The sequence below is a fragment of the Pseudomonas sp. A-R-19 genome (assembly GCF_019956575.1).
In the GTDB taxonomy this organism is placed as follows: domain Bacteria; phylum Pseudomonadota; class Gammaproteobacteria; order Pseudomonadales; family Pseudomonadaceae; genus Aquipseudomonas.
Map to the genome: position 1 here is coordinate 55871 of NZ_JAHBDR010000053.1, position 22179 is coordinate 78049.

Genomic DNA, 22179 nt, shown 5'->3' on the forward strand with positions numbered 1-22179 from the left:
CTTGTCCCGGCTTCGGGCGTCGTCGATCAGCGATCGGCGGGCCAGCGCATTTTCTGGATAGATTGGCATGAGCGATAGCGTAGAACTGTTCACCGACGGCGCCTGCAAGGGCAATCCTGGCCCTGGCGGCTGGGGCGCACTGCTGGTGTGCAAGGGCGTCGAAAAGGAACTCTGGGGCGGCGAAGCCAATACCACCAACAACCGCATGGAGCTGATGGGCGCGATCCGTGGCCTGGAAGAGCTCAAGCGTCCTTGCGAGGTGCTGCTGGTGACCGACTCCCAGTACGTGATGAAAGGCATCAACGAGTGGATGGACAACTGGAAGAAGCGCGGGTGGAAAACCGCGGCGAAGGAACCGGTGAAAAACGCTGACCTGTGGAAGTTGCTTGACGAGCAGGTCAACCGCCACAAAGTCACCTGGAAATGGGTGCGCGGGCACATTGGCCATCACGGCAACGAACGGGCCGACCAGTTGGCCAACCGTGGTGTCGATGAAGTGCGCGGGTACAAGCAGGGCTGATTTGGGTTTCACCGCTGGACCGAGTCTTGGCCTTCGCGAGCAAGCCCGCTCCCACATTTGACCGCAATCCCCTGTGGGAGCGGGCTTGCTCGCGAAGGTGGCGACTCGGTCTACCTGAAAGACCCCGGCAAGCGTGTTAACATCGCCGCTTTTGCACGATTGACCGATTGAGAGCTGAGCACTGATGGCCACCAGATCCGTTGTACTCGACACCGAAACCACCGGTATGCCGGTGACCGACGGCCACCGGATTATCGAAATCGGTTGTGTCGAGTTGATCGGCCGGCGCCTGACGGGCCGGCACTTTCACGTATACCTGCAACCCGATCGCGAAAGTGACGAGGGCGCCATCGGCGTCCACGGCATCACCAACGAATTCCTCGTGGGCAAGCCGCGTTTTGCCGAGGTGGCCGAAGAGTTCTTCGAGTTCATCAAGGGCGCGCAGCTGATCATCCATAACGCGGCGTTCGACGTTGGCTTCATCAACAACGAATTCGCCCTGATGGGGCAGCAGGATCGCGCGGACATCACGCAGCACTGCTCGATCCTCGATACCCTGATGATGGCCCGGGAACGTCACCCGGGGCAGCGCAACAGCCTCGACGCCTTGTGCAAACGCTATGGTGTCGACAACTCCGGCCGTGAACTGCACGGCGCCTTGCTCGACTCCGAGATTCTCGCCGACGTCTACCTGACCATGACCGGCGGGCAGACCAGCCTCTCCCTGGCCGGCAACGCTTCCGATGGCAATGGCTCCGGTGAAGGGGCGGACAATTCGGCCACCGAGATCCGTCGCTTGCCGGCGGACCGCCAGCCGACGCGCATCATCCGCGCCAGCGAAGACGACCTGGCCCGTCACGCGGCGCGCCTGGAAATCATCGGCAAATCCGCGGGTGCTCCGGCGTTGTGGGTGCAGTTGGCCGAGGCTGAGGCGCAGGTCTGACACCAGTCTTTTGGTGAATGGTTTTTTGTGGCGAGGGGGCTTGCCCCCGTTCGGCGGCGAAGCCGTCGTAAAACCTGAATGCAAAGTATGTCTGAAGAAATGCCGGGGACCGCTTCGCGCTCCAACGGGGGCAAGCCCCCTCGCCACAGCAAGCCCCCTCGCCACACAAGCCCCTCGCCACAGGGAAACTCCCCCGTCGCCACAAGTTGGTGCATCCCGCTCGCCACATCCGCTGCAACACTCTACCCTGAGGTGATTGGCAGGCTCTGGTCTGCCGCCTCAGGACACTGAGCCTCATGTATAAAGATTTGAAATTCCCGGTCCTGATTGTCCATCGCGACATCAAGGCCGACAGCGTTGCCGGTGACCGCGTGCGGGGGATTGCCCGGGAGCTGGAGCAGGAAGGGTTCAGCGTCGTTTCGGCGGTGGACTACACCGAGGGGCGATTGGTGGCCTCGACTTACCATGGCCTGTCTTGCATGTTGATTGCGTCCGAGGACGCCAGCACCCATTCCCATTTGTTGCAAAACATGGCCGAATTGATTGGTCTGGCGCGGGTGCGTGCGCCGGATCTGCCGATCTTTGCCCTGGGCGAAAAAGTGACCCTGGAGAACGCGCCCGCCGATGCCATGGCCGAGCTCAATCAGCTGCGCGGCATTCTTTACCTGTTTGAAGACACCGTGCCCTTTCTTGCCCGGCAGGTGGCCCGCGCCGCGCGCAAATACCTTGATGGCCTGCTGCCGCCGTTTTTCAAGGCCCTGGTGCAACACACGGCGGACTCCAATTACTCGTGGCACACCCCCGGTCACGGCGGTGGCGTGGCGTATCACAAAAGTCCGGTCGGGCAGGCGTTTCACCAGTTTTTCGGGGAAAACACCCTGCGTTCGGACCTTTCGGTATCGGTACCGGAGCTCGGCTCGTTGCTCGATCACACCGGCCCCCTGGCTGAGGCCGAGGCCCGCGCAGCGCGCAATTTCGGCGCCGATCACACCTTTTTCGTGATCAATGGCACGTCTACGGCCAACAAGATTGTCTGGCATTCGGTGGTCGCTCGCGACGACCTGGTGCTGGTGGATCGCAATTGCCACAAATCGGTGCTGCACTCGATCATCATGACCGGCGCCATCCCGCTGTACTTGTGCCCGGAGCGTAATGAACTGGGGATCATCGGCCCAATCCCCCTGAGCGAGTTCAGCCGCGAGTCGATCCAGGCCAAGATCGACGCCAGTCCGCTGACCAAGGGACGCTCGCCGAAGGTCAAGCTCGCCGTAGTGACCAATTCGACCTATGACGGCCTCTGCTACAACGCCGAGCTGATCAGGCAGCAACTGGGCAATAGCGTTGAGGTGCTGCACTTCGACGAGGCCTGGTACGCCTATGCGGCGTTTCATGAGTTCTTTTCCGGGCGCTACGGCATGGGCACGTCCCGTGATGAAGACAGCCCGCTGGTGTTTACTACCCATTCGACCCACAAGTTGCTGGCGGCCTTCAGCCAGGCATCGATGATTCACGTGCGCGATGGTGGTGCGCGGCAACTGGACCGGGATCGCTTCAACGAAGCGTTCATGATGCACATCTCGACCTCGCCGCAGTACGGCATCATCGCCTCGCTGGATGTCGCTTCGGCGATGATGGAAGGGCCGGCCGGGCGTTCACTGTTGCAGGAAATGTTCGACGAAGCCCTGAGTTTTCGTCGGGCGCTGGCCAACTTGCGCCAGCACATTGCCGCGGATGATTGGTGGTTTTCGATCTGGCAACCGCCGACGGCGCAAGGCATCGAGCGGGTCGTCACCGAGGACTGGTTGCTGCAACCCGATGCCGACTGGCATGGCTTTGGCGGCGTGACCGACGATTATGTGCTGCTCGACCCGATCAAGGTCACGCTGGTGATGCCGGGGCTTTCGGCCGGTGGCGCCCTCAGCGAGCGCGGGATTCCCGCAGCGGTGGTCAGCAAGTTCCTTTGGGAGCGCGGCCTGGTGGTCGAGAAGACCGGGCTGTATTCGTTCCTGGTGTTGTTCTCCATGGGTATCACCAAGGGCAAATGGAGCACGCTGCTCACCGAATTGCTGGAGTTCAAGCGCAGCTATGACGCCAACGTCAGCCTGGCCAGTTGCCTGCCCTGCGTGGCGCAGGAAAATGTCGCACGCTATCAGGGCATGGGCCTGCGCGATCTGTGCGATCAGTTGCATGCCTGTTATCGCAGCAACGCCACCGCCAAACACCTCAAGCGCATGTACACCGTGTTGCCGGAAGTCGCGATGAAACCGGCGGACGCCTATGATCAATTGGTGCGAGGTGAAGTCGAAGCCGTGTCGATCGATGCGCTGGACGGGCGGATCGCCGCGGTGATGCTGGTGCCGTACCCGCCGGGCATCCCGTTGATCATGCCGGGTGAGCGCTTTACCGAGTCGACCCGCTCGATCATCGATTACCTGGCGTTTGCCCGTACGTTCGATAGCAGTTTCCCGGGGTTCGTTGCTGATGTGCACGGATTGCAACACGAAGATCAGGGCAGTGGGCGGTGCTACACCGTCGATTGCATCAAGGAGTGAGGACCTTTCCCAGTATGCAGCCGGTTATAAATCCGAATTACCCAGGGTTGTCGGTACGGGTTGCCGATGAAGGTTTTGCCGCCTACATCTGGGGCAGTGATTTCAGTTTTGAAGTCGCGGCCTACGGTGCAGCTGAAATCGGCAAGCCGGTCGCACAGTGGCCGGTCACCCCGATCACGCCTTATCGCAAGTGCTACGGCATCGACCCCGAGGAGTTCAGCAGTTTTCGCGACGCCGTCGACAGCGCGATTTTCATGGCCTATCTGGATGACCAGCCCGTGGGGCACCTGGTGGTCAGTACCAACTGGAATGGTTTTGCCCATATCGACGAACTGGCGGTGCATGCGCCAGCCCGACGGCACGGTGTGGCCAAGGCCCTGCTGGATGTGGCGCAATTCTGGAGCCGCAAGAAAAAGCTCCCGGGCATCATGCTCGAAACCCAGAACAACAACCTGGGGGCCTGTCGTCTCTATGAACGCTGCGGTTATGTGATTGGCGGGATCGACCACCTGCGCTATCGCGGCATTGATCCGAACACCGCCGAAGTGGCGCTGTTCTGGTATCGAATGTTCGAAAATCCGCTGGAAAACCCGCTCAGTTCGTCAGCATCGCCGCGGCTTGTTCCGTGATGATGGCCAGCAATACCTGAACCGCCGGAGAGGGCTCGGTGTTTTTCAGGGACAAGGCGTAGAGACTGATCGGCATGGCGGGCGCCAGCGGGCAGGTGTCCAGCCCCGAGGCTTTGGCGCCGAGGGCGGTGAAGGGGTCGACGATGGCCAGGCCTTCGCCGGCCTCGACCATGCTGCGCATCATCTGATGCGTCTGCACCCGGGTCTGAATCACCGGGGCAGGGCGCAAACCGTGCAGTTTGTTTTCCAGCGCCGGGCTCAGCGGGTCGTGCCCCTCCAGGCCGATCATCGATTGACCGGCCAGATCCTGCAGTGAAATGTATTTTTGCTTGGGTTGCAGCCAGCCATGGGGCGCGAGTAACTGGAGTTTGCCCTGGGCAATCACCTGGCAATCGATGTCGGCGTGATCGGGGTCGTGCAGGCTCAGCCCCAGGTCGCTTTCACGCAGCAGCAGGCTTCTGACGATGTCGCGGGTCGGCTCGCTCAGCAGTGTGCAAGGCGCGTCGGGCAGGCGTCGGCGCAGGGCCGCGATGCTGTGCGGCAATAATTGGTTGGCCAGCGGCGGGGTGCAGATGATGCGCAGCGGCGGCGCCAGGTATTGCCTCAGGCTGTTGGCCAGGCGCTGTACCGGTTCGAGCGCATCGTAGACCCGGATAATTTCCACCTGCAGTTCCCGCGCTTCGCGGGTGGCCTGCAATCGTCCGCGCACGCTGGCGAACAACATGAAACCCAACTGATCCTCGGCGTCGCGCAGCAAGTGCTCGACTTCGGTCACTGGCAACTGCAGCCATTCGGCGGCGGTACCCAGGTGACCGGTCTGCAGGAGCGCCTGGATCACTTCGATATGGCGTAAGCGCATGCGTGAAGTCCATGTTCAGCAGGAGGAGGAGTCAGTGGTTGAATCCTACCCCAAGTCCGCGCATATGACTTCTGCTCATAACGACCGGTTATGAAACGCTGGCGGTTTGCGGTTCGCGGGTAAGGGTAACGCCGGTTTGCACCAACTGAAATTCATTGTCGTCGAGCTTGTTGACACGGTCGCCAATGGCCAGCTTGTAGGTGGTGACAGGGCCTGAGCCGTCTACCGCCGGGGTGGATTCCTGGAACTCGTGCACCGAATAAATACGGCCTTCCGCGTCTCTTGCATGGAACTGACCGACGAGTACTGCTGCCATCTGCTTAGAACCTCTGGAGATAAATCACTCAATTTGCGGCTCTGTAGACCGTGCTTGGGTGGGGTAAGTTTTCCTACAGGAAAAAAATAGTCAGGGACGCTGTTTTCACTCGCCCGCTGCTTGAATCGTCATCTATAACTACAAGCTCTTCATATCGGACAGTCGAGAAATTCCCATGAGCAACGTCTATACGGTCGCCGTCGTGGTCGGCAGCTTGAGAAAGGAATCGATCAACCGCAAGGTCGCACGGGCCCTGGCAGAACTGGCGCCAGCCAATCTCAAGCTCAACATCGTCGAGATTGGCGATCTTCCGCTCTACAACGAAGACATCGATGGTGCTTCACCGCCGGCAGCCTACAGCACTTTCCGACAACAGGTGAGCTCATCCGACGCGGTGCTGTTCGTAACCCCGGAATACAACCGCTCGGTGCCGGCGCCATTGAAAAATGCGATTGACGTCGGCTCGCGGCCGTATGGCAAAAGTGCGTGGAATGGTAAGCCGGGCGCCATTATCAGCGTATCGCCGGGGGCCGTCGGCGGGTTTGGTGCCAACCACAACCTGCGTCAGTCCATGGTGTTTCTCAATGTGCCACTGATGCAGCAACCGGAAGCCTACCTGGGGAACGCCGGATCGGCGTTCGACGAGTCGGGTAAATTGTCCGAGTCGGTCAAGCCGTTCCTGCAAAATTTCATCAATGCCTATGGGCAATGGGTCGAGCAGCACAAAAAAGTTTGAAGTTGGTTATCCGGCGCTTCGTTCTACGAAGTGCCGGATAACCGGCTACAAATCATCGTTTCCATTTCCGACAGCCAGGCGGCGGTTTGCTCCGCCGTCGGTTGTGTCGTAATGCAATAGCGGCGACCGCCCCAGGCCATGATGACCCAGGCTTCGATCGTCGGTGCGGATGGCTGCATCGGCACATCGCCGCACGCAGCCAAGGCTTCCCGCCATTTTTGCGACAGTTCCTCGTACACCCTTCGATGATGCTTGGGCTCGGCGATCTGATGCTCGATGAGCGACACGGCATGGTTGAACAGGGGTTGTCGGGCATCGTCGGGGTCGCAGGTCAGGCGCACCAGGCGCTTGATGCGCGTCGGCCAGTCGAGGTCGTTTGCCTGGATGACGTCTTGATCCATTTGCGCCAGCAGTACATTCAGGCGATGCCGGATGTAACCCGACAGCAGGGCTTCCTTGCTTGGGAAATAGTCATACAGCGTGCCAATCGCCACGCCGGCCTCCAGTGCCACTTCCCGGGTAGTCAGTCGCGACCAGCCGTCACGCAGCCAAATCCGAACAAAAGCCTCGTAAATCGCCTCGACGGTGAAAATCGCCCGGGCCTGACTCGGCCGTTTCAGCGGCTTGGCGCGGGAATTGAGGGCGGGCGAACTGCCCTTGGTGTTTCCGAACCCGCTCTTCATCGGCTGTCCTTACTCTTGAGTGACCCGCCACTGAGTCGCAGCAGGAGATCGAACATGCAAGATTTCACCACGGTAACACGCCTGATTACCCGTAAAAATGCCCTGGACCAGAGCCGGATAGAGCAGGAGCTACGTAGCCTGGCCCCGGCTGCCGGCGAGGTGATTTTGAAGATCGACCGTTGCGCATTGACCACCAACAACATTACTTACGCGGCTTATGGCGATTCGATGAACTACTGGGGTTTCTTTCCTACAGGGCTGGAGGATTGGGGCCACGTTCCAGCTTGGGGATTTGCCGACGTCATTGCATCAAAGGTGGAAGGCATCGAGGTGGGTGAGCGTTTCTACGGTTACTTTCCGCTGGCCAGCCACCTGTGGATGCGTCCGGAACGGGTCACCGAACGTGGCTTTTACGATGGGGCCGAGCACCGGTCGGGGTTGACCTCGGCGTACAACCAGTACACACGCTGCAGTTGGGATACGTACTACCGCCCTGAAACCGAAAACCTGCAGATTCTGCTCAAACCGCTGTTTCTGACCTCGTCGATGCTGGCGGATTTCCTCCAGGACAATCAGTTCTTTGGCGCAACCCGGTTGGTGTTTTCCAGTGCGTCGAGTAAAACCGCCTACGGCACGGCCGTCTGCCTTGAGAGTCATCCGCAACTGGAACGGATTGCCCTGACCTCGGCCGCCAACAAAGCCTTTGTCGAAACCCTCGGTTGTTACGAACGGGCGGTGTCCTACGAGGAGCTGACGAGTCTTGGGAATGATCGTCCTACGTTGTATGTGGATTTTTCTGGTGACCTCAAGTTGCGGGATCAGGTGCATCAGCACTTTGCCCGACAGCTGGTCTACAGTTGCTTCGCCGGTTCAGCGCAAAGCACGAACGAGGCGCAACTGACGGCCATTGAAGGGCCTCAACCGGTGTTTTTCTTTGCGCCCATCCAGATCCGCAAGCGTAACGCCGAGTGGGGGCCGGAAGGGGTCAGCGAGCATATCGGCAAAGGGTTGCTGCGGTTTTTTCAGCAAGTGACGGCTGAGAAGAAGCCGTTGTTGGAAGTGGTGGAGAGCCAGGGGTATGAGGCGGCGCAAGATGTCATTTCCCGGTTGTTTCATGGGCAGGTGGCGCCGGTAGAGGGGCATGTGATCCGGTTGTGAACGGGGCAGTCCTTGTGCAGCCGGGGTTCCCCGGATAGACCGTGGTGGCTTCTTCGCGAGCAAGCCCGCTCCCACATTGTCCGAGTGAACACCGGAGATCTTTTGTGGGAGCGGGCTTGCCCGCGAAGGGGGCGGTTCAGGCAATACAAGGCTCAACCCTGTCCCGGCACATTCGGCCAAAGATCGGCCACCAGAAACAGCCGTTCGGCCTCTTCCCAGTCGCCATTGGCGTTTTCCGTCAGGCGTACCAGCAGTTGTGCCGGCGCCAGTGGGTCCAGGTCATTGAGCCATGCCAGCATCTGTCCGGGGTTCCAGGTGTGCTCCGCCGAATAGTGCGCCGGCGCCAGCCAGGCATGGCGGGGCAAGGGTTGCCAGCGACCGGGCGCGCTCTGGGCAACCAACGCTGGCCAATCCTTTTGATGGAGCCAGCGCCCGCGCAAATGCTGCGGATGGGCTCCCGACGGCGGGACGGCCTGGCCGGGCCACGGATACAGCAAATACCCGCCCAGCCACAAATGCGCGCTGAACACCTGGATATCCAGCGCCGCCAGCACTTCACGGCTCTCGGGGCGTGCAGAAATCGGCAGCTGATGCTGGCTCAGGTGCGCCAGTTTGCGGTCGAGGCGGTCGTGGCATCCCGGACCCAGCCACTGGGCCGTGTCATGCCCGTCGCCGGATTGCGGGCCGAGGTAGAGCTTGATCGCCAGCTCCAGGTGATGCACGCCATCGCGGTCGCGCAGCAGCATGTCCAGTTCACCCAGGGTGTGGCCCTCGCGGCGAATCGGCATGTTGGCGGCAATCAGTTCAATGCCCGGTGCATGCTGTACGGCGAATTGCCAGAGGCGTTCGTAGTACAAACCCAGGCGCCGGGTCCGGGCCTGGGCCAGCCAGTGCAACAAGCCATAGCTGTCCCGGTCCAGCTGGCGCAGCCAATGCTCCAGCCGTTGCGGCTCCTGCACCCAGTCGCTGCCGGCCAGCGGGTGGCGCTGCGGCCACGGGGTATCTTCCAGCATGGGCGGCGCGAGGATGACCCACGCCAGGTCACGCACTTCGGGATGGCGTAACTGGTGGGGCAGGTGGAGCAAATCGGGAAATAGCATCATCTTGCGAGCATAGCCCGAAACCCGGGCACACCCTTGAAGCTGAAAGGATTTTGTCTACGGGCGGCTTTCGCCCATAATCGTGTTTTTCGCTGCCACACAGATCCCCGCAGGAGCCCCATGGAGCAATTTCGCAATATCGGCATCATCGGTCGCCTGGGCAGTTCCCAGGTGCTGGATACCGTCCGCCGACTGAAACGGTTTCTGCTCGATCGTCACCTGCACGTGATCCTCGAAGACACCATCGCCGAAGTGCTGCCAGGGCACGGCCTGCAAACCTCGTCGCGCAAGATGCTCGGCGAAGTCTGCGACATGGTCATCGTCGTCGGTGGTGACGGCAGCCTGCTCGGTGCCGCCCGGGCGCTGGCCAGGCACAACATTCCGGTGCTCGGCATCAACCGTGGCAGCCTGGGTTTCCTCACCGACATCCGTCCCGACGAGCTGGAAACCAAGGTCGCCGAAGTGCTGGATGGCCACTATCTGGTGGAAAACCGCTTCCTCTTGCAGGCCGAAGTCCGTCGCCATGGCGAGGCCATCGGCCAGGGCGATGCCTTGAACGATGTGGTGCTGCACCCCGGCAAATCCACGCGAATGATCGAGTTCGAGCTGTACATCGACGGCCAGTTCGTCTGCAGCCAGAAGGCCGACGGCCTGATCGTCGCGACGCCGACCGGCTCCACCGCCTATGCGCTGTCTGCCGGCGGGCCGATCATGCATCCCAAGCTCGACGCTATTGTGATTGTGCCGATGTACCCCCATACCTTGTCGGGCAGGCCGATTGTGGTCGATGGCAACAGTGAGCTGAAAATCGTCGTGTCCAAGGATATGCAGATTTACCCGCAAGTCTCGTGTGACGGGCAGAACCACTTTACCTGCGCGCCCGGCGACACCATTACCGTGAGCAAGAAAGCCCAGAAGTTGCGGCTGATTCACCCGCTCGACCACAACTACTATGAAGTCTGCCGGACCAAGCTCGGCTGGGGCAGCAAGTTGGGGGGTGGAGGCGACTGATGCTCGATCCCGCGCGTAGCTACGACCTGATCGGTGACGTGCATGGTTGCGCTCTGACCTTGGAGCACTTGCTCGACCGACTTGGTTATCACAAACAGGGTGGCGTCTGGCGACATGCCTCGCGCATGGCGGTGTTCGTCGGCGATATCATCGACCGCGGCCCGCGGATTCGCGAGGCACTGCATATTGTCCACGACATGGTCGAGGCCGGTCAGGCGCTGTGCATCATGGGCAATCACGAGTTCAATGCTCTGGGCTGGAGCACGCCGGCGCTGCCCGGCAGCGGCAAGCAGTTCGTGCGCGAGCACACGCCGCGCCATGCCCGCCTGCTGCACGAAACCCTGACCCAGTTCGAACACCATCCGGGCGACTGGCATGACTTCCAGCAATGGTTCTATGAGCTGCCGTTGTTCGTCGATGCCGGGCGTTTTCGCGTGGTCCACGCCTGTTGGGATGCCGGGTTGATCGAGCCGCTGCGGGCGTTGTTCCCCAACGGTTGCATAGACGAGCCTTTTCTTCAGGCGTCGGCAGAATCGGGTTCGTTTGCCTGCACCGTGTTCGACCGGCTGCTGCGCGGCACGGACATGCGCTTGCCCCACGGCCTGACCATGACCAGCGGCGATGGCCTGGTGCGTTCGTTCTTCCGCACCAAGTTCTGGGAAGACGATCCGAAAACCTACGGCGACATCGTGTTCCAGCCCGATGCACTGCCGGAACCCGTGGCCCTGACGCCGCTGTCGTCCACCGAAAAGAACAGCTTGCTGCGCTATGGCATCGACGAACCGCTGTTGTTCGTCGGCCATTACTGGCGCAGCGGCAAGCCGGCACCGATTCGGCCGAACCTGGCCTGCCTGGATTACAGCGCGGTGCTGTACGGCAAACTGGTTGCCTACCGACTGGACCAGGAAACCCGCCTGGACCCGAATAAATTCGTCTGGGTCGATGTCGAGCGGCCGGAGGTGCTGCAATGAGTGCTGTAGCGGTATTACGTCTGCCATTGGCGGTGGACTTGAGCGGGTTCGTCACGCTGCTCAAACGCATGCAGGTGCCCCATCGCGTCAGTGAAGAGGCTGGCGAGCAGGTGCTGTGGGTGCCGCAGAACATCAGCGAAGACGTGCGTGCGCTGTACGAACGTTTTCCGGCGGGCGACCCCGATCAGCAGCTGGACATTCCGCTGGCGCAAACCGTCAAGCGTCCGGGATTCGTCGAGCAGTTGAAATACGCCAAGGCCACTGCGCTGGTATTGCTGCTGAGCATCATCGTCGGGGCGATCACGCTGCTGGGCGACAACCTTGAAACGATGCGCTGGCTGACCTTCCTCGAATTCCGCGTGGTTGGCGAATACATCCACTTCACGCCGTTGGCCGACAGCCTGGCGGCGGGGCAGTGGTGGCGCCTGTTTACGCCGATGCTGATCCACTTCGGCATCCTGCACCTGGCGATGAACGGCATGTGGTACTGGGAGCTGGGGCGGCGTATCGAGTCGCGCCAGGGCAGTATCAACCTGATCGGCCTGACCCTGCTGTTCAGCCTGGTGTCCAACTACGCCCAGTACTATTTCAGCGGCCCGACCTTGTTCGGCGGTTTGTCCGGCGTACTGTACGGCCTGCTCGGGCATTGCTGGATCTTCCAGCTGCTGGCGCCGAACCCGGCTTATCGCCTGCCGCGAGGTGTGCTGGTGATGATGCTGGTGTGGTTGCTGCTGTGCCTGTCCGGGCTGGTCTCGATGATCGGCTTCGGCGAAATCGCCAACGCGGCCCATGTCAGCGGGTTACTCATCGGATGCTTCACCGGTTTGTTGGGTGGTTTGTATAACCGCCGTAAACTGGCCGCCTAATTCAAGAACATGCAATAAAGAGACGGAGACCCAATGTCCTCTTTCAACGAAATGATCCAGAACATCACTCCTGATATCTACGAGAGCCTGAAACTGGCCGTGGAAATCGGCAAATGGTCCGACGGTGGCAAACTCACCGCCGAACAACGTGAACTGTCGCTGCAGGCGATGATCGCCTGGGAAATCCAGAACCTGCCCGAGGACCAGCGTACCGGCTACATGGGCCCACAGGAATGCAGCTCCAAGTCGATTCAAGTGCCTAATATCCTGTTCAAGTCGGATGCCATCCATTGATCGAGATTGGCCGCGGTGCAATCAGCAAAATGTCGGCGCGCCTTGACGGGCCGAACGTGCAATACGCTTTCCGTCTGGGCGAAACCGAGGTCCCGGTCAATCCGTTGATCGGCACCACGGTGCGTCTCGAATACCTGGGTGCGATCCACTGCATCCATTGCGGACGCAAGACCAAGACCAGTTTCAGCCAGGGTTACTGCTACCCGTGCATGACCAAGCTGGCCCAGTGCGACGTGTGCATCATGAGTCCGGAGCGCTGCCACTTCGACGCCGGCACCTGCCGCGAGCCCGAGTGGGGCGAGAAGTTCTGCATGACCGATCACGTGGTGTACCTGGCCAATTCGTCGGGGGTGAAAGTCGGGATTACCCGTGCCACCCAGTTGCCGACCCGCTGGCTCGACCAGGGTGCGAGCCAGGCGTTGCCGATCATGCGCGTATCGACCCGGCAACAGTCAGGTTTCGTCGAGGATCTGTTTCGCAGCCAGGTGGCCGACAAGACCAACTGGCGTGCTTTACTCAAGGGCGATGCGGTGGCCGTGAACCTGGCCGAGGTCCGCGATCAATTGTTCGACCGCTGCGCCGAAGGCTTGCAAGGGTTGCAGGAACGCTTCGGCTTGCAGGCGATCCAGGCGGTGACCGATGTCGAACCGCTGGAAATCCGCTACCCGGTCGAGCAGTACCCGGCGAAGATCGTCAGCTTCAACCTGGACAAGAACCCGATTGCCGAAGGCACGCTGATGGGGGTCAAGGGCCAATACCTGATCTTCGATACCGGCGTGATCAACATTCGTAAATACACGGCTTACCAGCTCGCCGTGCATCAGTAAGGACTCCAGCATGCGCACCGAACAACCGAAGATGATTTACCTCAAGGACTATCAGGCGCCCGAGTACCTGATCGACGAAACACACCTGACCTTCGAGTTGTACGAGGACCACAGCCTGGTCCATGCGCAACTGGTGATGCGCCGCAACCCCGAGCGCGGCCCGGGCCTGCCGCCGCTGGTGCTGGACGGCCAGCAGCTGGAACTGCTGTCGGTGACCCTGGCCGACCAGGCGCTTTCTGATGCGCAATACCAACTGACCGAAAATCACCTGACCCTGCACCCGACCAGCACCACCTTCACGGTCGATACCAGCGTCAGGATCCACCCGGAAACCAACACCGCGCTGGAAGGCCTGTACAAGTCCGGCACGATGTTCTGCACCCAGTGCGAAGCCGAAGGCTTCCGCAAGATCACTTATTACCTCGACCGCCCGGACGTGATGAGCACGTTCACCACCACGGTCGTCGCCGAGCAGCACAGCTATCCGGTGCTGCTGTCCAACGGCAACCCGATTGCCTCCGGTCCCGGTGAAGACGGCCGGCATTGGGCGACCTGGGAAGACCCGTTCAAGAAACCGGCGTACCTGTTTGCGCTGGTGGCCGGTGACCTGTGGGCCGTCGAAGACAGCTTCACCACCATGAGCGAGCGCAACGTGGCGTTGCGCATTTACGTCGAGCCGGAAAACATCGACAAGTGCCAGCACGCCATGAACAGCCTGAAGAAGTCCATGCGCTGGGACGAAGAGGTCTACGGTCGCGAGTACGACCTGGACATCTTCATGATCGTCGCCGTGAATGACTTCAACATGGGCGCCATGGAAAACAAGGGCCTCAACATCTTCAACTCCAGCGCCGTGCTGGCCAAGGCGGAAACCGCCACTGACGCCGCGCACCAGCGGGTCGAGGCGATCGTCGCCCACGAGTACTTCCACAACTGGTCGGGCAACCGCGTGACCTGCCGCGACTGGTTCCAGTTGTCGCTCAAGGAAGGCTTCACCGTGTTCCGCGATGCCGGCTTCTCTTCGGACATGAACTCGGCCACGGTCAAGCGCATCCAGGACGTGGCGTACCTGCGTACCCACCAGTTCGCCGAAGACGCAGGTCCCATGGCCCACGCCGTGCGCCCGGACAGCTTCATCGAGATTTCCAACTTCTACACCCTGACGGTGTACGAAAAGGGCTCGGAAGTGGTCGGCATGATCCACACCTTGCTTGGCGCCGAAGGCTTCCGCAAAGGCAGCGACCTGTACTTCGCACGCCACGACGGCCAGGCCGTGACCTGCGATGACTTCATCAAGGCCATGGAAGACGCCAATGGCGTTGACCTGACCCAGTTCAAACGCTGGTACAGCCAGGCGGGTACACCGCGCCTGGCGGTGAGCGAGTCGTACGACTCAGCGGCGAATACCTACAGCCTGACCTTCCGCCAGAGCTGCCCGGAAACCCCGGACAAGGTGCAAAAACTGCCGTTCGTGATCCCGGTCGAATTGGGCCTGCTGGATTCCAAAGGGGCGGCGATTGCCCTGCGTCTGTCCGGTGAAGCCTCGGCGCAAGGCACCTCGCGGGTCATTTCCGTGACCGAAGCCGAGCAGACCTTCACCTTCGTCGACATCGCCGAACAGCCGCTGCCGTCGTTGTTGCGTGGCTTCTCGGCACCGGTGAAATTGAGCTTTCCGTACAACCGCGACCAGTTGATGTTCCTGATGCAGCACGACAGCGACGGCTTCAACCGCTGGGATGCCGGCCAGCAACTGTCGGTGCAGGTGCTGCAAGAGTTGATCGGCCAGCAGCAGAAAGGCGAAGCACTGGTGCTCGATCAACGTCTGGTTTCTGCCTTGCGCACGGTGCTGTCGGACGAGTCGCTGGACCAGGCCATGGTCGCCGAAATGCTCTCGCTGCCAAGCGAGGCGTACCTGACCGAGATCAGCGAAGTGGCGGATGTCGACGCCATTCACACCGCCCGCGAGTTTGCCCGCAAGCAACTGGCTGACGCGTTGTTCGAAGGCCTGTGGCTGCGGTATCAGGCCAATCGCGAGCTGTCGAAGCAAACGCCGTACGTGGCCGAAGCCGAACACTTTGCCCGTCGTGCCTTGCAGAACATCGCGCTGTCGTACCTGATGCTCAGCGGCAAGCCGCAAGTTCTGGCGGCAACCCTGGAGCAGTTCGACGCGTGCGACAACATGACCGAGCGCCTGACCGCGCTCGCCGTGTTGGTCAATTCGCCGTTCGAAGCCGAGAAGGCCAAGGCACTGGCCAGCTTCGCCGAGCACTTCAAGGACAACCCGCTGGTCATGGATCAGTGGTTCAGCGTCCAGGCCGGCAGCGTGTTGCCCGGTGGCCTGGCACGGACCAAGGCGTTGATGCAGCACCCTGCGTTCAACATCAAGAACCCGAACAAGGTGCGGGCACTGGTCGGTGCGTTCGCCGGGCAGAACCTGATCAACTTCCACGCCGCTGACGGTTCCGGTTATCGCTTCCTGGCTGATCTGGTGATCGAGCTGAACGGCTTCAACCCGCAGATTGCCTCTCGCCAGTTGGCGCCGCTGACTCGCTGGCGCAAGTATGACGATGCCCGCCAGGCGTTGATGAAGGGGGAGTTGGAACGGATTCGGGCTTCGGGGCAGCTGTCTAGCGATGTGTTTGAAGTGGTCAGCAAAAGCCTGGCCTGATCCTGATGCCGCGCAGTGTCACTCACTGCGCGGCGAACAGGTTATGGCAGCAGGAAAAACTTCGTGGCCAGTTCCTTGTCGATGTGGCCGCGATAGATGTCGACTTTCATGTTAGGGTTTTGTGCCTTGGCCAGTGCCGTGGCATTGGTTTCGAAGCGCTGCTCCTTGGTTTTCAGGCTGGCGGCGGTGTAATCGGCCTTGGCATCATTTAATGCCTTGTAATGAAAGTGTGCATACCACACCGGCTGATTGTTACGGTTCAACAGGACGTATTCCTGCAAAAAGTCTTGGCGTCCGGTTTTCAGTTGTTTGCGTTCGCCGGATTTTTGCGGCTGAATTTCCTTGCTACTCAACAAATACTCCACGGCTTCGCTGGTAGGGGCTTGGGCCAGGGATATTTGGATGCGTAGCTGCGTTGCCTTGTCGCTGATTGTTTGCGCCTCGACGTGTAGGGCTTTGACGAGGTCGGCATCCGTCTGCGAGTTTGACGGTGCGTTTGCATGGTTTTCCAGGCGGTCCGCATAGTTGATCAGATCCTGTGCCGTGTTCTGCAAGCACTCTTCGACTCCCTTTGGCTCGCTCGTCCTTTTGGCGTGGCCCTCGAATTTCTGCATCAGTTCAGCGATTTTTGCCAATGCCTTTCGAGCGTCGCCCTTGAGTTGCAGGTAGGGAGTGACTCGCGCTTTCGGTGCGGGTGTTCTGGTTTCAACGATTTCTACCCAGGCATTGCGTTCGTGTTCGTGAAAGGAGGCCAGTGATCGGTCGTCTACAGGGCTTTTGATGTCGACAATGTCACCGCCCTGATTGGCAACTCGCGGCCGAACGTCACCGATCAGTGCGCCTTTGTCAGTGTGGATGATTCGCTTGCGGGAGGGCGATGAAGAGGCGCGGTTGGTTGGAGGTTGGTCCACTGTCGATTTCGCGGAGGACTTTTCAGAGTCCGCTAGGTTCTGCAGCTCATCAGTCAGACGGCGCTCGGCATCATCGTGCAATTGCTCGACGATTTCACACAGGCGGTTGAACGGAACTTTGTGCAATTCATCGGCGCGGAAGATGCCAATACTGGTGAACTGGAGCAATGCTTTGCCGTAGTGTTTGACCAGGCTATCCAGCACGGCGATACGATCGCCGCTTTCAAAGTGCTTTGAGGCTTGAAGCTCAATATGGGACTCGGACACCAACAGCAGAGAGTTAATAGCGCTGCCCAGTGCCTCCGACGTGTCGCTGAAAGGTTCCTTTGCACTGAGGAGTGGCAAAGTGGCCAGTTGCCTGAACGTGGAATCCAGCACGGCCACTGCATTATCGGGCCTGTCGCTGGTTAATTTTTTTAAGTCATTGGCCCCCTGGTGCGCCATCTTTTTAAGTTGGTCAAGCCAGCTCCCCACATCAGTATGGAGTTTGATCATAGTCTCGTAGATTTTGGAACTCTCGCCCATGAATTTCAAAACATCATCGAGTACGACAGTCCCTTCGGTTTGCAGGGCTATGCTGATCTGCTCCGCATTAGTTCTGGAAGGGGGGCACTTGCTTATAACGGCGTTGGCATCCTTGCTCCTTATGCCGATTTGCGCGCGAGCATTGTTGACGAGAGTCACCAGCAGGTTGCACTGTCGTCGAATAGCACCAGAATCACCCTCCAAGGTAATCAATTCCATGGTCTCGGGCAGCAGCGTAAGAAGACTTGTGTTTTGAGTGGCCAGTGCGGCGAAGTAACGTTGCCTGCACTTAGCCCGTACTTCTTCGGAGCATGACGGGTCCTTATTTTTGTTCTGCATGTCTGCGTACGTGCTATCAACCTTTTTTTGCGTTTGTATCAGTTGCACCGCCTCGAACTTCTTGTAATTACGATTTAGCTCTGCGATGCGCTGCTGCTTTTGCTCCCTCATCGCGGCAACTGTCATCTTGCGGACACCCCCCTGCGGCTTCAGTTTCGCCGATTGCTCGGGCGACTCTAAATTCGCTTGTCCCTGGCGAGCGGATTTCAACGCTTTTGCAATGGGTGTGTGGCTTTTTGGAGGGCTATCGTTTGCGGGATGGGTGGTGGATACGGAGCTTGCGCCGCTTGCGGATCGAATCATTTCTTGTGGTCCATGGGTAATCGATGCGCACCACCATAGGAGGGCGGCAAGTCGGGCTCTGACAAAAAACGCTCATGGTTACAATTCGCCTGGCTGCATGAACAAGCCAAACATGAGCATGGGCCGTCCATGGACAACTCGATCACCCTCTGTAATACCCAACCATTCACCCGGGACGCATCCACCCCTCGGTTAACAAAACATAACGTGGCGTCGATTGTCAGACATTAAAAAACACCGATAGGATAGGCCAGCTTCCGAAGGGGCTCTGGATTGCGGGTTTCAGGACTATGCTCTGAAACAGCCGGTCCAGACACGCACCCTTGCGGCGCCCAGAAAGGTTGAACGACCTAACAATAATAATGGGGGAAGGTCTATGAGTGAGCCTGTCATGGGTGTGGGTATCTGCCGCCCGCCGGCATTACGCAAATTCGCGTTGCTGGCCACAGCGCTCTCGCTGTTGGGCTCTGCCATGCTGTCGGCGCCTGCGCTGGCCGCGGCGGCGCCAGCATCCGACGTTGTTTATTCCATTGAATCTGCCAAGGCTGCCAAAAGCCTGATGCTCGATGTCGTCCACGCCGGCAAGCGCCTGGTGGCGGTCGGGGATCGAGGGCACATCCTGTATTCCGATGACCAGGGCGCTACCTGGACCCAGGCCAAGGTCCCGACCCGGGCCCTGCTGACGTCGGTGTTTTTCGTCGACGACAAGCACGGCTGGGCGGTCGGTCATGACGCACAGATCCTCGCCAGCGAGGACGGTGGCACCACCTGGACCAAACAGTTCGAAGACCTGAAACGCGAATCGCCACTGCTCGATGTCTGGTTCAAGGACGTTGACAGCGGCTTTGCCGTGGGTGCTTACGGCTCGCTGATGGAAACCACCGACGGTGGCAAGCATTGGGAAGACGCCAGCGACCGCCTGGACAACGAAGACCAGTACCACCTGAACGCGATTGCCGCGGTCAAGGACGCCGGGCTGTTCATCGTTGGCGAGCAGGGCAGCATGTTCCGTTCCGCCGACTGGGGCCAGACCTGGGAAAAACTCGAAGGTCCGTACGAAGGCTCGCTGTTTGGTGTGATCGGCACGGCGCAGGCCAATACGCTGTTGGCCTATGGCCTGCGTGGCAACCTCTATCGATCTACCGACTTCGGCAGCACCTGGGAGCAAGTCGAGCTCAAGGCTGAACGTGGCGACCTGGAGTTCGGGCTGTCCGGCGGCACGCTGCTCGACGACGGTTCCATCGTGATCGTCGGCAACGGCGGCTCGGTGATCCGCAGCAGCGACAATGGCGAAACCTTCAAGGTGGTCAACCGTCCGGACCGTATTTCGGTCTCGGCAGTGGCCGCGGCAGGCAATGGCAATCTGGTCCTGGCCGGGCAGGGTGGTGTTCGCATCACTTCGCCCAACGGCACCGAGTCGGGCAAATGAGCCGGGTTAATAATAAGAAGGCGGAGCTATGACTTCCTTGAGTACTCATCACCAGGACAAGGCGACGTTCCTCGAGCGCCTGATCTTCAACAACCGCCCGGCAGTGATCACGATCTGCCTGCTGGTCAGTATTTTCCTGTTCTGGCAGGCGACGCTGATTCGTCCGTCCACCAGTTTCGAAAAAATGATCCCGCTGGAGCATCCCTTCATCCAGAAGATGATGGAGCACCGCAACGATCTGGCGAACCTGGGCAACACCGTGCGGATATCGGTGGAAGCCACCGACGGCGACATCTTCTCCAAGGAGTACATGGAGACCCTGCGCCAGATCAACGACGAAGTCTTCTACATCTCCGGTGTCGACCGTTCCGGCCTCAAGTCGCTGTGGAGCCCGAGCGTTCGCTGGACCGAAGTGACGGAAGAGGGCTTCGCCGGCGGTGAGGTGATTCCGCAGAGCTACAACGGCTCCCAGGCCAGCCTCGATTTGTTGCGCAACAACGTGCTCAAGTCCGGTCAGGTCGGGCGCCTGGTGTCCAACGACTTCAAGTCGAGCATCGTCGACATTCCGTTGCTGGAGTCCTACCCGGATCCGCAGGACCAGGGCAAGTTGCTGGCGCTGGACTATCGCAAGTTCTCCCACGAGCTTGAAGACAAGATCCGCACCAAGTTCGAAGCACAGAACCCGAACGTGAAGATCCACATCGTCGGATTCGCCAAGAAAGTCGGTGACCTGATCGACGGCCTGGTGATGGTGGTGATGTTCTTCGGTATCGCCTTCGTCATCACCCTGATCCTCTTGCTATGGTTCACCAACTGCCTGCGCAGTACCGTCGCCGTGTTGAGCACGACGTTGGTGGCAGTGGTCTGGCAGCTGGGGTTGATGCACTTCTTCGGCTTCGGGCTCGATCCCTATTCGATGCTGGTGCCGTTCCTGATCTTCGCCATCGGTATTTCCCACGGCGTGCAGAAGATCAACGGGATCGCCCTGCAATCGAGCGAAGCGGACAACGCCCTGACGGCAGCGCGTCGCACTTTCCGTCAACTGTTCCTGCCGGGGATGATCGCGATCCTCGCCGATGCCGTGGGTTTCATCACGCTGCTGATCATCGATATCGGTGTGATCCGTGAACTGGCCATCGGCGCGTCCATCGGCGTAGCGGTGATCGTGTTCACCAACCTGATCCTGCTGCCGGTGGCGATTTCCTATGTCGGCATCAGCAAGCGTGCGGTCGAGCGCAGCAAGAAAGATGCGGTGCGCGAACATCCGTTCTGGCGCCTGCTGGCAAATTTTGCCAGCGCCAAGGTTGCCCCGGTTTCCATTCTGCTGGCGCTGATCGCCTTTGGCGGCGGCCTGTGGTACAGCCAGAACCTGAAGATTGGCGACCTCGACCAGGGTGCCCCGGAGCTGCGTCCGGACTCGCGTTACAACAAGGACAACAACTTCATCATCAACAACTACTCGACCAGTTCCGATGTGCTGGTGGTGATGGTCAAGACCAAGGCCGAAGGCTGTTCGCGCTACGAAGCCATGGCGCCGATCGACGAGTTGATGTGGAAGATGCAGAACACCGAGGGCGTGCAGTCGGCGATTTCCCTGGTGACCGTGTCCAAGCAAATGATCAAGGGCATGAACGAGGGCAACCTGAAATGGGAAACCCTGTCGCGTAACCCTGATGTGCTGAACAACTCCATCGCCCGTGCTGACGGCCTGTACAACAACAGCTGTTCCCTGGCGCCGGTGCTGGTGTTCCTCAACGATCACAAGGCCGAGACCCTGGATCGCGCAGTGCATGCAGTGCAGGAGTTCGCCAAGGAAAACAACAAGGAAGGCCTGGAGTTCATCCTCGCTGCCGGTAACGCCGGGATCGAGGCGGCCACCAACGAAGTGATCAAGAAGTCCGAGCTGACCATCCTGATCCTGGTGTACATCTGTGTGGCGGTCATGTGCATGATCACCTTCCGTTCGTGGGCGGCGACCTTGTGCATCGTGTTGCCACTGGTGCTGACCTCGGTGCTCGGCAACGCCCTGATGGCCTTCATGGGCATCGGTGTGAAAGTCGCGACCCTGCCGGTCGTGGCGCTCGGGGTGGGGATTGGCGTGGACTACGGCATCTACATCTACAGCCGTCTGGAAAGCTTCCTGCGTGCTGGCCTGCCGCTGCAAGAGGCGTACTACCAGACGCTGAAGTCCACCGGTAAGGCGGTGCTGTTCACCGGTCTGTGCCTGGCCATCGGCGTGTGCACCTGGATCTTCTCGGCCATCAAGTTCCAGGCCGACATGGGTCTGATGCTGACCTTCATGCTGTTGTGGAACATGTTCGGTGCGCTGTGGCTGTTGCCGGCACTGGCACGGTTCCTGATCAAGCCTGAAAAACTGGCGGGGCAGAAAGGCAACTCGTTGTTTGCCCACTGATCCATGCTGAAATGAAAAAGCCGCAACCTTGGGTTGCGGCTTTTTTGCATCTGAAGATAACCCCCCCTTGTAGGAGCCGGCTTGCTGGCGATGGTGTGCCAGTCAACATCAATGTGGCTGACACAC

Annotated in this window: 19 protein-coding genes; 14 read left to right on the top strand and 5 right to left on the bottom strand. The window is 59.8% G+C overall.

Annotated features, from left to right (window positions below; translation table 11 throughout):
* The first annotated feature begins 67 nt into the window (after positions 1–67).
* The 4 genes from rnhA to KGA88_RS14440 all read left to right on the top strand — a co-directional run bounded on the left by rnhA (position 68) and on the right by KGA88_RS14440 (position 4644).
* Positions 68–520, top strand: coding sequence for a ribonuclease HI (gene rnhA / locus KGA88_RS14425; RefSeq protein ID WP_007979123.1), 453 nt, complete (start codon positions 68–70; stop codon positions 518–520).
* 184 nt (positions 521–704) lie between these two features.
* Positions 705–1463 (top strand): DNA polymerase III subunit epsilon, encoded by a 759-nt coding sequence (gene dnaQ, locus KGA88_RS14430; protein ID WP_110661939.1) that lies wholly within the window; start codon positions 705–707, stop codon positions 1461–1463.
* A gap of 296 nt (positions 1464–1759) precedes the next feature.
* Positions 1760–4015: an Orn/Lys/Arg decarboxylase N-terminal domain-containing protein gene (locus KGA88_RS14435; protein WP_110662611.1), complete on the top strand. Its 2256-nt coding sequence runs from the start codon at positions 1760–1762 to the stop codon at positions 4013–4015.
* Between the two features lie 14 nt (positions 4016–4029).
* Positions 4030–4644 (top strand): GNAT family N-acetyltransferase, encoded by a 615-nt coding sequence (locus KGA88_RS14440; protein ID WP_223591967.1) that lies wholly within the window; start codon positions 4030–4032, stop codon positions 4642–4644.
* Here KGA88_RS14440 and KGA88_RS14445 read toward each other — a convergent pair.
* The gene (locus KGA88_RS14445) at positions 4610–5503 is read right to left on the bottom strand and encodes a LysR family transcriptional regulator (protein WP_223591969.1); all 894 of its coding nucleotides are present in this window, start codon (positions 5501–5503) and stop codon (positions 4610–4612) included. The two genes, KGA88_RS14440 and KGA88_RS14445, sit on opposite strands and share 35 nt — an antisense overlap.
* An 88-nt stretch (positions 5504–5591) precedes the next feature.
* Positions 5592–5819, bottom strand: a complete 228-nt coding sequence (locus tag KGA88_RS14450; protein WP_110658772.1) for a hypothetical protein — start codon at positions 5817–5819, stop codon at positions 5592–5594.
* Positions 5820–5994: 175 nt separating this feature from the next.
* Between KGA88_RS14450 and KGA88_RS14455 the strand changes: the two genes are divergently transcribed.
* Positions 5995–6555, top strand: a complete 561-nt coding sequence (locus KGA88_RS14455) for an NADPH-dependent FMN reductase (protein WP_110658770.1) — start codon at positions 5995–5997, stop codon at positions 6553–6555.
* A gap of 23 nt (positions 6556–6578) precedes the next feature.
* Here KGA88_RS14455 and KGA88_RS14460 read toward each other — a convergent pair whose 3' ends face one another.
* Positions 6579–7238, bottom strand: coding sequence for a TetR/AcrR family transcriptional regulator (locus tag KGA88_RS14460; RefSeq protein WP_223591985.1), 660 nt, complete (start codon positions 7236–7238; stop codon positions 6579–6581).
* A gap of 54 nt (positions 7239–7292) precedes the next feature.
* Here KGA88_RS14460 and KGA88_RS14465 point away from each other — a divergent pair, with 54 nt between their 5' ends.
* Positions 7293–8396, top strand: a complete 1104-nt coding sequence (locus tag KGA88_RS14465; protein WP_223591987.1) for a DUF2855 family protein — start codon at positions 7293–7295, stop codon at positions 8394–8396.
* 152 nt (positions 8397–8548) lie between these two features.
* On the opposite strand, the gene KGA88_RS14470 is transcribed toward KGA88_RS14465, so the two are convergent.
* Positions 8549–9499 carry a DUF1853 family protein gene (locus KGA88_RS14470; protein ID WP_223591990.1) on the bottom strand — a complete coding sequence of 317 codons (951 nt, stop codon included), beginning with the start codon at positions 9497–9499 and terminating at the stop codon, positions 8549–8551.
* A 117-nt stretch (positions 9500–9616) separates the two neighbouring features.
* Between KGA88_RS14470 and KGA88_RS14475 the strand changes: the two genes are divergently transcribed.
* The 6 genes from KGA88_RS14475 to pepN are packed head-to-tail and all read left to right on the top strand — an operon-like array spanning position 9617 to position 16133.
* On the top strand, positions 9617–10507 hold the full coding sequence (locus KGA88_RS14475) for an NAD(+) kinase (RefSeq protein ID WP_057398469.1): 891 nt from the start codon (positions 9617–9619) through the stop codon (positions 10505–10507).
* Positions 10504–11478, top strand: a complete 975-nt coding sequence (locus KGA88_RS14480) for a metallophosphoesterase (protein ID WP_411740850.1) — start codon at positions 10504–10506, stop codon at positions 11476–11478. The genes KGA88_RS14475 and KGA88_RS14480 overlap by 4 nt, the downstream gene beginning before the upstream one ends.
* Positions 11475–12344, top strand: coding sequence for a rhomboid family intramembrane serine protease (locus KGA88_RS14485; RefSeq protein ID WP_110658760.1), 870 nt, complete (start codon positions 11475–11477; stop codon positions 12342–12344). The genes KGA88_RS14480 and KGA88_RS14485 overlap by 4 nt, the downstream gene beginning before the upstream one ends.
* Before the next feature lie 33 nt (positions 12345–12377).
* Complete coding sequence (locus KGA88_RS14490) at positions 12378–12638, top strand: YeaC family protein (protein ID WP_110658758.1); 261 nt, start codon at positions 12378–12380, stop codon at positions 12636–12638.
* Positions 12635–13465, top strand: coding sequence for a DUF2797 domain-containing protein (locus tag KGA88_RS14495; RefSeq protein WP_110658756.1), 831 nt, complete (start codon positions 12635–12637; stop codon positions 13463–13465). Before KGA88_RS14490 ends, KGA88_RS14495 begins: the two co-directional genes overlap by 4 nt.
* A 10-nt stretch (positions 13466–13475) precedes the next feature.
* Positions 13476–16133, top strand: coding sequence for an aminopeptidase N (gene pepN, locus KGA88_RS14500; RefSeq protein WP_223591994.1), 2658 nt, complete (start codon positions 13476–13478; stop codon positions 16131–16133).
* 41 nt (positions 16134–16174) lie between these two features.
* Here the strand turns inward: pepN and KGA88_RS14505 are convergent, their stop codons facing one another.
* Positions 16175–18211, bottom strand: coding sequence for a hypothetical protein (locus KGA88_RS14505; RefSeq protein WP_223591996.1), 2037 nt, complete (start codon positions 18209–18211; stop codon positions 16175–16177).
* 376 nt (positions 18212–18587) lie between these two features.
* On the opposite strand from KGA88_RS14505, the gene KGA88_RS14510 reads away from it, so the two are divergent.
* Positions 18588–19640, top strand: a complete 1053-nt coding sequence (locus tag KGA88_RS14510; RefSeq protein WP_223591998.1) for a WD40/YVTN/BNR-like repeat-containing protein — start codon at positions 18588–18590, stop codon at positions 19638–19640.
* Between the two features lie 28 nt (positions 19641–19668).
* Entirely contained in the window at positions 19669–22053 is a 2385-nt protein-coding gene (locus tag KGA88_RS14515) for an efflux RND transporter permease subunit (RefSeq protein ID WP_223592000.1), read from the top strand.
* The last annotated feature ends 126 nt before the right edge of the window (positions 22054–22179 follow it).